Origin of the sequence: Sphingobium wenxiniae (assembly GCF_007830065.1) — a bacterium.
Classification (GTDB): domain Bacteria; phylum Pseudomonadota; class Alphaproteobacteria; order Sphingomonadales; family Sphingomonadaceae; genus Sphingobium; species Sphingobium wenxiniae.
In genome coordinates this window covers 216,355-229,077 of record NZ_VLKK01000004.1, presented here as the reverse complement: position 1 = coordinate 229,077, position 12,723 = coordinate 216,355, and the positions used below count along the sequence as shown (strand labels likewise).

The window sequence follows — 12,723 nt, the reverse complement described above, 5'->3', positions numbered from 1 at the left end:
CGCTCCGCATCAAAGCGCAACGGGGACATATGAAAATCATCCAGCGACTGTCGGCCGACCAGCAGGATTTGTTGTGGCAGATCGTCCGCTACGGCGTGACGGGCCTGTTCGTCACGGCTTGCCAGGCGGCGATCTACTGGGTGCTTGCCGCGCCTGTGGGGCTGCATGCGCAGATCGCCAACGGGATCGGCTATGCCGCGGCGGTAGCGATCGGCTATGTGTCCCACAACGCCTTCACCTTCCGCGGGCATGGCGGGGAAAGCGGCCATGCGGGGCGCGGGGCGCGCTTCGTCGCGGTGTCGCTGGTGAGCTATGCGCTCAACGCGCTATGGGTGTGGCTGTGCGTCACCCATATGCAATGGCCGGAATGGTCGCCCATCCCGGCGATGCTCTTCGTGACGCCGGCAGTGGTGTTCCTGCTCAACCGGCAATGGGTGTTTCGATAAGCTCCTAGTGGACGAAACGCGCCACGACGTCGCGATAGGATCGGCTGACCTTCACCTGCGCGCCGCTTTCCAGCACCAGGAAGCATTCGCCGTTGGTGTGGGGCTTCACCTGACGCACCTGCGACAGGTTCACGATGGTGGAGCGGTGGACGCGCTGGAAATTGCGGGGGTCGAGGCGCTTTTCCAGATCCTTCATCGTCTCCCGCAGGATCAGCGAATTGTCGGCGGTGTAGATGCACATATAGTCGCCCGCCGCGTCGATCCGCTCTATCGAATCCACGTCCACGCGGAAGATCTGGCCGCGGTCCTTGATATTGATGAGCTTTTCGAAACGATTGGAGGCAGGCGCGCCTTCCTCGCTATGCCATTCGTTCATCGCGTCGGGCGCGACTTCGGCCAGCACTTCGCGGAGCTTTTCCGCCTCCTGCACCTGCCGTTTTTCGGACAGGCGCTGGCGTACGCGGTCGAGCGCGTCGGCAAGGCGGCCCTCCTCCACCGGCTTCATCAGGTAATCGACCGCCTGCGCCTCGAAAGCGCGGATCGCATGGTCGCTATAAGCGGTCACGAAGATGAAGAGCGGCGGTTCGACCTCCATCATGCCCTGGACGACGGAAAAGCCGTCAAATCCCGGCATCTGAATATCAAGGAACACAAGATCGGGTTTATGCGTCTTTATGGCGCGAATGGCTTCGCGGCCATTGGAGCAGGTTTCGACGATTTCAACATCCTCATGCGCTTCCAGACGAAGCTTGAGGCCCTGAATAGCCAGGCTTTCGTCGTCGACGAGGATCGTTCTGATGGTCATGCAGCCACTTTCGATGGTTCATCCAGATTAAGCGGCATTTCGATGATGACCGAAAAACCGCCTGGCGTGGAACGCGTTTCGAAGCTCTGTCGTTCCCCGAAAGCCTGAATAAGCCGATCTCGGATGTTCGCCAGCCCAACGCCTGTTCCCGCGCTCACAGGATTGTTCGGACGCATGGCTCCTTCATTCAATCCCGGGCCGCTGTCCGATACGATGATCCGGACGTTTTCACCGGCAGGCTGCGCCGTGACGGAGATTTCGGCCCCCTCCTCCTTGGGGGTCACGGCATATTTGATGGCGTTTTCGACCAGCGGTTGCAGCAGCAGCGAGGGCAGCCGCGCCTGCGCGACCGCCGGATCGATGGTGAAGACGGGGCGCAGCCGGTCCTCGAACCGCATCTTTTCGATTTCGAGATAGAGTTTGAGCGTCTCCACCTCCTGCTCGATCGTGACCTGCGCGGTGGGTTCGTTGATAAGGGTATAGCGCAGGAAGGACGACAGGCGCGAAAGCATCGCATTGGCCCGGTCGGTCTGTTTCAGCAGAACCAGCGTCGAGATGCTGTTGAGCGTATTGAACAGGAAATGGGGATTGAGCTGATAGCGCAGCATGGCCAATTGCGCGCTGGATGCCTGGGTTTCAAGGCGTAGGAGCTGATCCGCCTGCTCTTCCACCGTGAGATAGAAATTGATGGCATAGTAAAGCGCCGACCACGCGCCGAGCAGCGTGACCGAGAGATAGAAGGCACCAAGGAAAAGCTGGACGCCGGCCGTCTCGCTCGCGCGGTTCTGGGTGGAGAAGACCCAGGCGTCGATGAAGGCGACCAGCCCCGCCGCCGCCAGCACCGTGATGATCGAGACGCCCCAGGTGACGACCGGCTTCTGCTTCAGCAGAAAGCGGAAGATCACCGCGATCAGAAGCGTGACCGAATAGCCGCTGACCGTGGAGATCAACACCGGGATCAGGCTGGAAAGCGGCTGGCCGTTGGCGATGGTGGAGGAGCCGCGCAACAGGAAGGCTCCTGCCCAGCCCAGCGACTGGAGGTTCCAGAAAGCGCGATTCTTGTCCGCGAAAAAGGGTTGCGGCTGGATACGAGGCGGTGACATCGCGCGCAGCGTAGGGGATTTCATGCCGCCGGTGAAGCCGCTGCGCAATGCACGCATATCAGGCGGCGGCGGATTCCTGCACCACCGGCTTGGCGCCGTCCGGGCAGAGCCAGACCAGGTCCTCCACAGCCAGGTCGCGGCCGTCATGCGACTGGATCGTCATCCGGCGGATCGGCTGGCGGTCACGGCTGTCGGCCAGCACCTGACAGAATTGCGGACCGCAGCCCCATCTTTCGCCCCATTGGCGCAGCGCGACCATGACCGGGGCCAGCTCCAGCCCCTTTTCCGTCAGGCGATATTCGACCTTGCGCCGGTCGCATTGCATCGGCTGGCGGGCCATGATGCCGTTTTCGACCAAGCGCGTCAGACGATTGGCGAGGATGTTGCGGGCGATCCCAAGGACGGACTGGAACTCCTCGAAATGCCGAAGTCCCCCCATCGCTCCTCGCAAGATCAGGAACGACCAGCGTTCGCCCATCATCTCCAGCGCGCTCGGCAGCGCGCATTGTCCCAGATCCTGCGCCAGACTGTGTTTCATGAGTGTGACTCGATAGCGTAAAGCGGCCTCCGTTGCAAAAGCGCAGCAGAATTCCTCTCAAGATGGGATTTTTTTGTTGCGCGACAACCCACTTCCCACACAATCGGGAAACGATGTTACGCCAGTATGAACTTGTCGAAAGGGTGAAGCGCTACGATCCGGATGCGGACGAAGCGATGATAAACCGCGCCTATGTCTTTTCCGTCCAGAAACATGGATCGCAAAAGCGCGCCAGCGGCGATCCATATTTCAGCCATCCGATTGAAGTCGCAGGCATTTTGACCGACTTCAACCTGGACGACCAGACCATCGTGACCGCGCTGCTGCACGACACGATAGAGGACACGCTCGTTACCTATGAGGAGATAGAGCACGCGTTCGGCAAGGATGTCGCGCGCATGGTCGACGGCGTCACCAAGCTCAGCAAGATCGAGGCGATGAGCGAAAATGAGCGGGCGGCGGAAAATCTCCGCAAATTCCTGCTCGCCATGTCGGACGATATCCGCGTGCTGCTGGTGAAGCTCGCCGACCGGCTGCACAATATGCGGACGCTGCATTTCATCAAGAATGAAGCCAAGCGCCGCCGCATAGCGCGCGAAACGATGGACATCTACGCGCCGCTGGCAGAACGGATCGGCATGTACGACTTCATGCGCGAGATGCAGCTGCTCGCCTTCCGCGAACTCGAGCCGGAAGCCTATGACAGCATCACCAAGCGGCTGGAGCAACTGAAGGAAGGCGGCCATGACAAGGTCGACCGGATCGGCGCTGAACTGCAACTGCTGCTGGGCAGCCACGACCTGCCCGTCACGGTGTCGGGGCGGGAAAAGCATCCCTATTCCATCTGGAAGAAGATGCAGGAACGGCACATCAGCTTCGAGCAGCTGACCGACGTAATGGCCTTCCGCGTCATCACAGAGACGGCCGATGACTGCTACAAGGCGCTGGGCGTCATCCACCGCACCTTCAAGATGGTGCCGGGCCGGTTCAAGGATTATATCTCCACCCCCAAACGCAACGGATACCGTTCGCTGCACACGACGGTCATCCATCAGGACAATGCCCGCATCGAGGTGCAGATCCGCAGCCGCGACATGCACCATGACGCGGAACTGGGGCTGGCGGCGCACTGGGCTTATAAACAGAAGGGCGATGCGAAAGATCATCAGGCGGCATGGCTGCGCGATCTGGTCGAAATCCTGGAACAGAGCCATGACGCGGACGAGCTGCTCGAACACACCCGCATGGCGATGTATCAGGACCGCATCTTCGCCTTTTCCCCAAAGGGCGAGCTGCACCAGTTGCCCAAGGGATCGACGCCGGTGGACTTCGCCTATGCGGTGCACACGACATTGGGCGACCAGACGGTGGGCGCAAAGGTCAATGGACGGGTCGTGCCGTTGCGGACGGCGCTGGAAAACGGCGATCAGGTGGAAATCCTGAAATCCGAAGGGCAGCAGCCCCAGCCCGGCTGGCTCACCTTCGCCGTCACCGGCAAGGCGCGCGCCGCCATCCGCCGCTATATCCGGCAGAAGCAGCGGGGCGAGGAGATCGCGCTGGGCGAAAAGCTCTATGAGGAGATCGTCGGCCGTTTCCCGCTCGAACTGGCGAGCGAGCTGGGCGACAAGGCGCTGACCGCCGCGCTCAAGCGGCTGAAGCTGGAGGATCGCGCGGCGCTGATGATCGCCATCGCGACCCATCGCCTGCGCGACAGGGAAGTGATGGAGGCGCTCATCCCCGGCTCGACCGAAGCGGAGGGCGTGGAGGAAGCGCATCCGCGCCAGCATGAGCCGGTGTCCATTCGCGGCCTGACGCCGGGCATCGCCTATAATCTGGGCGACTGCTGCCACCCGGTTCCAGGCGACCGGATCGTCGGCGTGCGCCGCACGGGCGAGCCGATTGAGGTGCACACAATCGACTGCCGGTCGCTGGAAGCCGGGCAGGACGACGACTGGATCGACCTTGCCTGGGACAGCAAGTCCAAGGGCGGGATGGCGCGCCTTACGGTGATCGTCAAGAACCAGCCGGGCGCGCTCGCCGCCGTCGCGAATGTCTTCGGCGCGACCAAGGCGAACATCCTCAACCTGCAACTGGTGAATCGCGAAGGGCCGTTCCATACCGACATCATCGATCTGGAAGTGGCCGACGCGCAGCACCTCAACCGCATCCTGTCGGCCCTGCGGGCGCTGGATGCGGTAGTGCAGGCGGATCGGGTTTAGGTCGAATCCAGCCGTTCGACTTCGCTCAGGACGGACGGAGGAGAGATTCCGCGTGACAATTACAAGAAAATCCCATACAGGCCCGCCACCGGACCCATTGCGGGTCCACCGTCCGAGACAGTTGGTGAAGGGAATATGCCCTTCTTAATGTCCAGCCTAGACGGGGAAAAGTTCTTGCCGGACGGGCCGCCATGGCCCTGTTCCGGGTCTGCCTGTTTCCGTTGAAACGATTCGGGCCAGTCAACCTCTCCCCATTCGGACCAGTGCCCCGCGCCGTGGCGACAAGCCTTTGCGCGGGTTCGTTGTGCGCCGGACCGTCCGGCGCATGAATATGTGGAGAATGGCATGGATCGTAATCAGAAGGCTGAGGTCGTTTCCGCGCTGAACGCACATCTGGCAGAGGTCGGTGTGGTCGTCGTGACCCGCAACCTCGGCATGACCGTCGCTCAGTCGACGGACCTGCGCCAGAAAATGCGCGCAGCCGGTGCAACCTACAAGGTTACGAAGAACCGCCTCGCCAGGATCGCCCTTGAAGGCACCGACTATACCGGCATCAGCGATCTGCTGACCGGCCCCGTCGCCCTTGCCTCCTCGGCCGATCCGGTCGCAGCCGCCAAGGTTGCGGTCGAATTCGCGAAGACCAACGACAAGATCGAGATCGTTGGCGGCGCGATGGGCGAAGTGCTGCTGAACGCGGAGGGCGTCAAGGCGCTCGCCTCGATGCCGTCGCTGGATGAACTGCGTGCGAAGATCGTCGGGCTGCTCGTTGCGCCCGCGACCAAGCTCGCGACCGTCACCCAGGCACCGGCTGCCCAGCTCGCGCGGGTTTTCAACGCCTATGCGGAAAAGAACGCGGCCTGATCTTCAGGACCGCCGGACATTCGTTTCAACTCTAGTTTAAGGGGCCTTTCAACGCCCCGCCCAGAAGGGAACAGGTAAAGTAATATGGCAGACATTAACGCACTGGTCGATCAGCTGTCGGCCCTGACCGTCCTCGAAGCCGCCGAGCTGTCGAAGGCTCTGGAAGAAAAGTGGGGCGTTTCGGCCGCCGCTGCCGTCGCCGTCGCCGGCCCGGCCGCTGGTGCTCCGGCCGCCGCCGCTGCTGAAGAGCAGAGCGAATTCGACGTCGTTCTCACCGGCGACGGTGGCAAGAAGATCAACGTCATCAAGGAAGTCCGCGCCATCACGGGCCTGGGCCTGACCGAAGCCAAGGCGCTCGTCGAAGGCGCGCCGAAGGCGATCAAGGAAGGCGTTAGCAAGGACGAAGCCGAAAAGCTCAAGAAGCAGCTTGAAGAAGCCGGCGCGACCGTCGAACTCAAGTAAGCTTTTCGCTCCGCATCCTTGCGGGGAGAAAATCGGGGCGGTGCCATCATGGCGCCGCCCTTTTCTTTTTTGGGATTGGGCGGCTTGCAGACCCTTATCCTGAAGGCGATTATGGGCGGAAGGCGGTCGTTTCCCCGTCATCCCAGCTTTCGCTGGGATGACGGAATGTCGGATGGCCGCAAATTCGCGCATTAAGGGTGGAGAATGACCACAGCGATCATCTACATCGGAGCGGCCGTCGCCGAGATTGCCGGTTGTTTCGCTTTCTGGGCCTGGCTGCGGCTGGCAAAGTCGCCGCTGTGGCTGGTTCCCGGCTGCATCTCCCTCATCCTTTTCGCCTGGCTCCTGACGCTGGTGGATACAAGCAATGCAGGCCGGGCCTATGCGGCTTATGGCGGCATCTACATCACATCGGCGCTTCTGTGGCTGTGGATGGCGGAAGGCGTGCGGCCGGATCGCTGGGATTTGAGCGGTGCTGCGCTCTGCCTCATCGGCGCGGCGGTTATCCTGCTGGCCCCCCATCGCACTTAGGGAGCTGCTCCCTCACTCCACCGGGACGAAAGCGCCTTTTTCGCGGTCCTTTACCACGCGGGCGGCAGGGAAGACGGACCCGCTCATGGTGATGTAGACGCCCGGCTGCGCGACCTGCGCGGTGGCGAAGGCCATGCCGAGGTTGAAGCTGGCGTCGCTCTCGCCGAAACGGGCGGGGGCGAGCGCGCCAACCAGCACCAGCGTCTTGCCGGGAATGTCGGCCAGCACCTTCGCCGTTTCGGTCATCGTATCGGTGCCGTGCGTGATGACGATATGGCCTTCGCGGGCAGCCGCGACGCGGGCGCGGATCAGGGCGCGATCGGCGTCGTCCAGTTCCAGGCTGTCCTTGCGGGTTACTTCCTCGATGCGGAAGGGGCGCTGGACGCGGGCGATCTCAAGCAGCTTCGCGACGACCGTTTCGCCCACCTGATAGTCGGACAGGGCGTCGAAATAGATCTTGTCGATCGTGCCGCCGGTAGTGAGGACGAGGATGGGCGTGTCGGAGGGCAGCATGGGAGACTCCGGGGAAAGGCTATGAGCGCGCTGTAGAGGATGTGCTGGAGGGATTGAAGCGCCGCGTCCACCTCCGCATGATCCCTTAGCCCTCCCGCGCCATTTCCTCGCCCCTGTCACGAGCGGCGCTCAGGGTGTCGGTGAGCAGCTTGAGCAAACGGTCGTCGGCGTCCAGCACGTTGAGGCCTTGCCGCGTCATGCCGCCGGGGCTGGCAACGCGGTCGGCCAGCGCGCCGGGGCTGTCGCTGGCGCGGGCGGCCATGCTGGCAGCCCCCTCCACCGTGGCGAGCGCCATGCGGGCGGCCTGATCGGCGGGCAGGCCAAGCGCCTCCCCTGCCCTCGCCAGCGCGTCGATGAAGCGGAACAGGAAGGCGGGGCCGCAGCCGGACAGCGCGGTGATTTCGTTGAACCGGGCTTCGTCGGCGATCCATTCGACAAGGCCAAGCGGGGAGATGAGCGAGGTAGCGGCTTCGCGGGCCTGCACCGGTACGGCGGCGTCGGTGTAAAGCGCCGTCACGCCCTGCCCTATGCCGACAGGCAGGTTCGGCATGGCGCGGATCAAGGCGCGCGGCGCTGGGAAATAGGCGCGCAGGCCGGCGAGCGGCGTGCCCGCGAGGATCGAGACGATGTCCGTATCCTCACCGCAAAGCGGCGCGAGGGAAGCGGCGACATCGGCGATCTGGTAGGGCTTCATGCCGAGCAGGACAGTGGTATCGGCGGGGAGCGCGACAGGATAGCCGGTCACGACCCGAACGCCGTCGGCCACCGGTTTTCCGCTGGGGCGCAGCACGGTGACGCGGGCGGGGTCGAGGCCACAATCGAGCCAGCGCGCCAGCATCTGCCCCGCCATATTGCCGCAGCCGACAAGGAACAGATGGTCGGGCCAGAAAATGTCGGTCATGTAAGATGCTCAGGCTTCGCCGCGGGTTTCGATGAGGCTGGCGGAAATCGCTTCGGACGGGGTCTTGCCGCCCCAGAGGACGAACTGGAAGACGGGATAGAAACGCTCGCATTCGTCGAGGGCGGTTTCGACGAGTATCTGCGCCTGATCGAGCGTCAGCGTGCCGCCTGCGCCCAGCAGCGCGCCGTGCCGGAACAGAACGATGCCGCTGGACGACCACAGCTCGAAATGGCCGAGCCAAAGCTGTTCGTTGATGAGGGCGAGGGTTTCGTGGATCGCGGCGCGCTTTTCTTCCGCCACACGGATGTCGGGCAGGGCAAGGAGCTGGAGCACCTGATCCTCGTCCCGCCAGATGCCGCGCAGCTCATATTGCGCCCATGACCCCTGGGTGCTGGCGACGATCTCATCCTCGCCCACCTGATCGAAGCTCCAGCCATGCGCCTCGAACCAGGCGGCGAGCATGTCGATCGGAGCCGCTTCCTGACCGCCATTTTCAAATTCGTCGCTGTCCATCATATGCGGCCCTTAACACCGGCGGCGCGGAAAGGACAGGCGCGAGACGCCGTTATTCGGCGTCCTTCGCCTTGCCCTTGTTCGCGCGGACGGTCTTTGTCACGGGTTCGGGAGCTTTGCCTTCCAGCGCGTCGAGGCGGGCTTTCAAAAGCTCCACCTCTTCGCGGGCGGCGGCGGCCAGCGCCTTGACGGCGTCGAACTCGTCCCGGCTGACGAAGTCCATGCCGCCCATCCACTGCTTCGCCTTTTCGCGCGCATTGGCCTCGAACTCGCGGCTCATGCCGGCGACGGTCCCGGCGGCGCCGTTCACCAGCTTGGCAAGGTCGTCGAAAAAGCGGTTTTCGCTCTGCATGATCCTGTCGTCCTCATTCGCGCCGCCTCCGGTCGGGCGGCAAAAATCATATCTGGGTGCGCAGCGCCGGGACGACAAGGGTTTCCGCGTCCGGGTTCAGCCGGTCGATCTCATAGTTGAGGTAAGCGGCGAAGGCCAGCCAGAGCAGATAGGGCAGCAGCAGCCATCCCGCCGCGCGGCGGATGCGCCGGAAAAGCGCCGTCGTGACCGCCACCAGCACCGTAAGGACAAGGATCAGCACCAGCGCGTCGCCGACCTGATGCGCGCGGAAGAACAGCGGCGACCAGATCAGGTTCAAGGCGAACTGGACGAGAAACAGGGTGATGGCAACGCCCCGCCCCCGTGCGCCCCGCGCATGGAGTACCATCGCAAAGGCCAGCGCCATCAGGATATAGAGCAGCGTCCACGCCGCGCCGAAGACCCAGCCGGGCGGGATCAGCTCGGGCTTGGCAAGCGCAGCAAACCAGCGATTGCCATAGCCGCTATTGGCGAGCCTGCCCGACAGGAAGCCGAGAAAGAGGATCGCGGGAACCGTCACCAGCGCCCAGCGCAGATAGGCAAGGCGCAACTGACCGGGCGACGCGATCTGATTCATCGGCACTTATTCTCCCTGCCTCTCATTCAGCGGCGTCGGGCGAATCCTTGAACGCCGAATCCAGCCGCCGTCCCACGGTTTGCGGTGAAATGGTTCGTCCCGCAACCCGCGATTTGCGGGCATGGAGAAGGAATTCTACATTGCCCTGCGGGCCGGTGATGGGGCTGGGCGTGATGCCTTCGACCCGCCAGCCCTGCGCTTTCACCCAGTCGCGGACGTGCGCGCAGACGCGATCGTGCACGGCGGGGTCGCGCACGACGCCGCCCTTGCCCACTTCCTCGCGGCCCGCCTCGAACTGCGGCTTGATGAGGGCAACGAGCATTGCGCCGGGGGACGCGAAAGTCATGGGCCTTTCCAATACCTTGGAAAGCGATATGAAGCTGGCGTCGCAAACGATGATCTGGACGGGTTCCGGAATGTGGTCGGCGGTCAGGATGCGGGCGCTGGTCTGTTCATGCACGATGACGCGCGGGTCGGAACGCAGCTTCCACGCGAGCTGGTTGGTGCCGCTGTCCACCGCATAGACCCGCGCCGCGCCCTTCGTCAGCAGCACGTCGGTGAAGCCGCCGGTGGAACTGCCCACATCGATGGCGACCAAGCCGGCCACGTCGATGCCGAAATGGTCGAGCGCATGGGCAAGCTTGATGCCGCCGCGCGATACCCAGGGATGGTCGCGGCCGCGCACATCGAGGGCGGCGTCGGGGACGACCTGCTGCCCGGCCTTCTCGACCTTCCTGTCGTTCAGGAACACATGGCCGGCAAGGATGAGCGCCTGCGCGCGGGCGCGGCTTTCGGCAAGGCCGAGGTCGACGAGAAGCTGGTCGGCGCGCACCTTCGCCATCAGGGCACCAGAGCGGTCAGGGTGGAAACGGTGAGCAGTTGGGACAGCGCCCGCGCCTCCCTGTCCGGCGCATACCAGAGATAGAGCGGCACGCCCGAACGCCCCTGCCCTTCGAGGAAGCGGGTGATGGCGGGATCGGCATTGGTCCAGTCGCCGACCATCACCGTGACGCCGGCCTTTTCGAAAGCCGCGCGGGTTTCGGCGCGGTCGATGGCGGCGGCTTCGTTCGCCTTGCAGGTAAGGCACCAGTCGGCGGTGAAGTAGAGGAAGACGGGCTTTCCCGCCGCGCGCAGGCTGGCGAGGCGGGCTTCGTCGAAGGGGATCGCGCCGGACGCCAGTGTAACGGCCGGGGCCTGCTTGGGGAGCAGGGCCATGCCGCCGCCGAGCAGCGCGAGCGCGCCCAGCAGGACCAGCCCCCCGCCGCCCCTGCCGCTGTGCTGGCGGCGGCCCAGCCACCAGAGGAGCAGCGCCAGCAGCAGCGCCGCGCCGAGGCCCAGCGTCATGGCGGGAACACCCCGCTGTTGCCCCAGCAGCCATGCGAGGCCAAGCGCGGTCAGGAACATGGGGATGGCGAAGATGCGCTGCACCCGCGCCATCCACGGGCCGGGGCGCGGCAGGCGGCTGCGGAGGGCCGGCAGATAGGCGAGCAGGACGAAGGGCAGCGCGAGGCCAAGGCCCAGCCCCGCGAAGATGGCGAGCGCGGCGCCGACCGGCAGCACCAGCGCCGTCCCCATCGCCGCGCCCATGAAGGGACCGGTGCAAGGCGTCGCGACGAAGGCGACCAGCGCCCCGGTCCAGAAGCTGCCGATCGTTCCGCCCCTTGCGGCGAGCCGCTCGCCCCCGCCGAAACCGCCCAGGTCGAACAGGCCCGCAAGGTTGAAAGCGATGGCCGTCACCAGCAGCAGCAGCAGCAGGATGATGCGCGGATCCTGCAACTGGAAGGCCCAGCCCGCCGCAGCGCCCGCTCCCCGGAGCGCCAGCAGCGCGCCGCCCAAGGCGAGGCAGGTTGCGATGACGCCCGCCGCATAGGCGAGCGCCTCATGCCGTACTTCGCGTTCATTGCCGCCCGCGCGGGCAAGGCTGAGCGCTTTCAGACCCAATATCGGGAAGACGCAGGGCATGATGTTGAGCAGCAGTCCGCCAAGGATCGCTCCAGCCAGCGCGATGAAGACCGTCCGCATCGCGCCATCCTGGGGCGCGGGGACCGGTCCGGGCGTGGCGGTCAGGAGGAAGCCCACATGATCGCCGGTCCGCAGCACGGCTTGCATCGGGCCGCCCCTGAAGCCCTGCGCGGCGTCGGTTTCGATCAGCAGGCGGTCGCCTTCGCGCCGCGCTTTCTGGAGGGCGGCGTAGCGGGTGAAGCCTTCGGCCAGCGGGAAGAGATGCACGTCGTTCGCCTGCGCCCTCGCCGGAAAGGGGATCGCCATATGCAAACGGCCGTTCGTCATCGCATAGCTTGCCTGCGCGCCGAGCGGCCGGGGCAGATGGGTGCGCCATGCGTCGAACCGGGCGCGGTCGGCGCGCTGGACCTGTCCGTCCCCCGCCACGAGGTCGAGGGTCAGGTCCGCCCCTTCCGGCACGCAGATTTTGTCGGTGCAGGCGAGCCAGTCGGCACGCACGCGGATCGGCAGGCGCGTGCCGGCGGGCACATCCGCCGCGACCGTCAGCGGGGCAAGGACTGCATAGGGGCCTTCATAGACATGGTTCATGAGGCCGGAGATCATCAGCGTTTCAGGCACCGGATAGCGCAGCGCGCCGACGCTCACGCCCTTGGGCAGGGTCCATTTGACCGTCATGCCCAGGCCCGCGTCGCCCGGATTTTCCCAATAGCCGTGCCAGCCCGCCTCGGGTTCCATGGCGAAGGCGATGGCGGTGTCCTTGCCCGGCGCGGGCATGGCGCTTTCAGACGCCAGACGCGCGGCGATGTGCGGCGCGCCTGATCCGAACGCGCCCTGCGCGCGCGCAACCGCCGGCGTCAGCAGAAGCGCCATGGTCATCAGGAAGACATGAAAAATCCGCATCGGGCCTCTGGTCGGGTGGCTA

At 64.5% G+C, this 12,723-nt stretch carries 15 protein-coding genes; 5 read left to right on the top strand and 10 right to left on the bottom strand.

Annotation, left to right across the window (positions count from 1 at the left end; translation table 11 throughout):
• The first annotated feature begins 29 nt into the window (after nucleotides 1–29).
• Entirely contained in the window at nucleotides 30–446 is a 417-nt protein-coding gene (locus tag IQ35_RS07415; RefSeq protein ID WP_021247266.1) for a GtrA family protein, read from the top strand.
• A gap of 4 nt (nucleotides 447–450) precedes the next feature.
• Here the strand turns inward: IQ35_RS07415 and IQ35_RS07410 are convergent, their stop codons facing one another.
• The 3 genes from IQ35_RS07410 to IQ35_RS07400 are packed head-to-tail and all read right to left on the bottom strand — an operon-like array spanning nucleotide 451 to nucleotide 2,892.
• Nucleotides 451–1,251: a LytR/AlgR family response regulator transcription factor gene (locus tag IQ35_RS07410; protein ID WP_021247267.1), complete on the bottom strand. Its 801-nt coding sequence runs from the start codon at nucleotides 1,249–1,251 to the stop codon at nucleotides 451–453.
• The gene (locus tag IQ35_RS07405; RefSeq protein WP_031292427.1) at nucleotides 1,248–2,354 is read right to left on the bottom strand and encodes a sensor histidine kinase; all 1,107 of its coding nucleotides are present in this window, start codon (nucleotides 2,352–2,354) and stop codon (nucleotides 1,248–1,250) included. The genes IQ35_RS07410 and IQ35_RS07405 overlap by 4 nt, the downstream gene beginning before the upstream one ends.
• A 58-nt stretch (nucleotides 2,355–2,412) precedes the next feature.
• Entirely contained in the window at nucleotides 2,413–2,892 is a 480-nt protein-coding gene (locus IQ35_RS07400) for a winged helix-turn-helix transcriptional regulator (protein ID WP_021247269.1), read from the bottom strand.
• Between the two features lie 113 nt (nucleotides 2,893–3,005).
• Here IQ35_RS07400 and IQ35_RS07395 point away from each other — a divergent pair, with 113 nt between their 5' ends.
• From IQ35_RS07395 to IQ35_RS07380, 4 genes are all read left to right on the top strand, one after another.
• Nucleotides 3,006–5,111 carry a RelA/SpoT family protein gene (locus IQ35_RS07395; RefSeq protein ID WP_031292430.1) on the top strand — a complete coding sequence of 702 codons (2,106 nt, stop codon included), beginning with the start codon at nucleotides 3,006–3,008 and terminating at the stop codon, nucleotides 5,109–5,111.
• A 345-nt stretch (nucleotides 5,112–5,456) separates the two neighbouring features.
• A complete protein-coding gene (rplJ, locus tag IQ35_RS07390; RefSeq protein ID WP_021247271.1) occupies nucleotides 5,457–5,972 on the top strand; it encodes a 50S ribosomal protein L10 in 516 nt (171 codons plus the stop codon).
• 84 nt (nucleotides 5,973–6,056) lie between these two features.
• Complete coding sequence (gene rplL, locus IQ35_RS07385) at nucleotides 6,057–6,434, top strand: 50S ribosomal protein L7/L12 (RefSeq protein WP_021247272.1); 378 nt, start codon at nucleotides 6,057–6,059, stop codon at nucleotides 6,432–6,434.
• A 204-nt stretch (nucleotides 6,435–6,638) separates the two neighbouring features.
• Nucleotides 6,639–6,965, top strand: a complete 327-nt coding sequence (locus IQ35_RS07380; RefSeq protein ID WP_021247273.1) for a YnfA family protein — start codon at nucleotides 6,639–6,641, stop codon at nucleotides 6,963–6,965.
• A 12-nt stretch (nucleotides 6,966–6,977) separates the two neighbouring features.
• On the opposite strand, the gene IQ35_RS07375 is transcribed toward IQ35_RS07380, so the two are convergent.
• The 7 genes from IQ35_RS07375 to IQ35_RS07345 form a co-directional block, all read right to left on the bottom strand.
• A complete protein-coding gene (locus IQ35_RS07375) occupies nucleotides 6,978–7,478 on the bottom strand; it encodes an asparaginase domain-containing protein (RefSeq protein ID WP_021247274.1) in 501 nt (166 codons plus the stop codon).
• 85 nt (nucleotides 7,479–7,563) lie between these two features.
• A complete protein-coding gene (locus tag IQ35_RS07370) occupies nucleotides 7,564–8,379 on the bottom strand; it encodes a pyrroline-5-carboxylate reductase family protein (RefSeq protein WP_021247275.1) in 816 nt (271 codons plus the stop codon).
• A 9-nt stretch (nucleotides 8,380–8,388) separates the two neighbouring features.
• The gene (locus tag IQ35_RS07365) at nucleotides 8,389–8,895 is read right to left on the bottom strand and encodes a type III secretion system chaperone family protein (RefSeq protein WP_021247276.1); all 507 of its coding nucleotides are present in this window, start codon (nucleotides 8,893–8,895) and stop codon (nucleotides 8,389–8,391) included.
• A gap of 49 nt (nucleotides 8,896–8,944) precedes the next feature.
• Nucleotides 8,945–9,244, bottom strand: coding sequence for an accessory factor UbiK family protein (locus IQ35_RS07360; protein ID WP_021247277.1), 300 nt, complete (start codon nucleotides 9,242–9,244; stop codon nucleotides 8,945–8,947).
• Nucleotides 9,245–9,290: 46 nt separating this feature from the next.
• A complete protein-coding gene (locus IQ35_RS07355) occupies nucleotides 9,291–9,839 on the bottom strand; it encodes a TspO/MBR family protein (protein WP_145072419.1) in 549 nt (182 codons plus the stop codon).
• Between the two features lie 22 nt (nucleotides 9,840–9,861).
• Nucleotides 9,862–10,680, bottom strand: coding sequence for a TlyA family RNA methyltransferase (locus tag IQ35_RS07350; RefSeq protein WP_021247279.1), 819 nt, complete (start codon nucleotides 10,678–10,680; stop codon nucleotides 9,862–9,864).
• Nucleotides 10,680–12,701, bottom strand: coding sequence for a protein-disulfide reductase DsbD family protein (locus IQ35_RS07345; RefSeq protein ID WP_145072417.1), 2,022 nt, complete (start codon nucleotides 12,699–12,701; stop codon nucleotides 10,680–10,682). The genes IQ35_RS07350 and IQ35_RS07345 overlap by 1 nt, the downstream gene beginning before the upstream one ends.
• Between the last annotated feature and the right edge of the window lie 22 nt (nucleotides 12,702–12,723).

What these genes read in the sequence shown, in the direction of transcription:
- rplJ (WP_021247271.1), top strand. Translation starts at nt 5,457, where the DNA reads ATGGATCGTAATCAGAAGGCTGAGGTCGTTTCCGCGCTGAACGCACAT.
- IQ35_RS07375 (WP_021247274.1), bottom strand. Translation starts at nt 7,478, where the DNA reads ATGCTGCCCTCCGACACGCCCATCCTCGTCCTCACTACCGGCGGCACG.
- IQ35_RS07405 (WP_031292427.1), bottom strand. Translation starts at nt 2,354, where the DNA reads ATGTCACCGCCTCGTATCCAGCCGCAACCCTTTTTCGCGGACAAGAAT.
- IQ35_RS07395 (WP_031292430.1), top strand. Translation starts at nt 3,006, where the DNA reads ATGTTACGCCAGTATGAACTTGTCGAAAGGGTGAAGCGCTACGATCCG.
- IQ35_RS07355 (WP_145072419.1), bottom strand. Translation starts at nt 9,839, where the DNA reads ATGAATCAGATCGCGTCGCCCGGTCAGTTGCGCCTTGCCTATCTGCGC.
- IQ35_RS07400 (WP_021247269.1), bottom strand. Translation starts at nt 2,892, where the DNA reads ATGAAACACAGTCTGGCGCAGGATCTGGGACAATGCGCGCTGCCGAGC.
- IQ35_RS07350 (WP_021247279.1), bottom strand. Translation starts at nt 10,680, where the DNA reads ATGGCGAAGGTGCGCGCCGACCAGCTTCTCGTCGACCTCGGCCTTGCC.
- IQ35_RS07345 (WP_145072417.1), bottom strand. Translation starts at nt 12,701, where the DNA reads ATGCGGATTTTTCATGTCTTCCTGATGACCATGGCGCTTCTGCTGACG.
- IQ35_RS07365 (WP_021247276.1), bottom strand. Translation starts at nt 8,895, where the DNA reads ATGATGGACAGCGACGAATTTGAAAATGGCGGTCAGGAAGCGGCTCCG.
- IQ35_RS07360 (WP_021247277.1), bottom strand. Translation starts at nt 9,244, where the DNA reads ATGCAGAGCGAAAACCGCTTTTTCGACGACCTTGCCAAGCTGGTGAAC.
- IQ35_RS07370 (WP_021247275.1), bottom strand. Translation starts at nt 8,379, where the DNA reads ATGACCGACATTTTCTGGCCCGACCATCTGTTCCTTGTCGGCTGCGGC.
- IQ35_RS07415 (WP_021247266.1), top strand. Translation starts at nt 30, where the DNA reads ATGAAAATCATCCAGCGACTGTCGGCCGACCAGCAGGATTTGTTGTGG.
- IQ35_RS07380 (WP_021247273.1), top strand. Translation starts at nt 6,639, where the DNA reads ATGACCACAGCGATCATCTACATCGGAGCGGCCGTCGCCGAGATTGCC.
- IQ35_RS07410 (WP_021247267.1), bottom strand. Translation starts at nt 1,251, where the DNA reads ATGACCATCAGAACGATCCTCGTCGACGACGAAAGCCTGGCTATTCAG.
- rplL (WP_021247272.1), top strand. Translation starts at nt 6,057, where the DNA reads ATGGCAGACATTAACGCACTGGTCGATCAGCTGTCGGCCCTGACCGTC.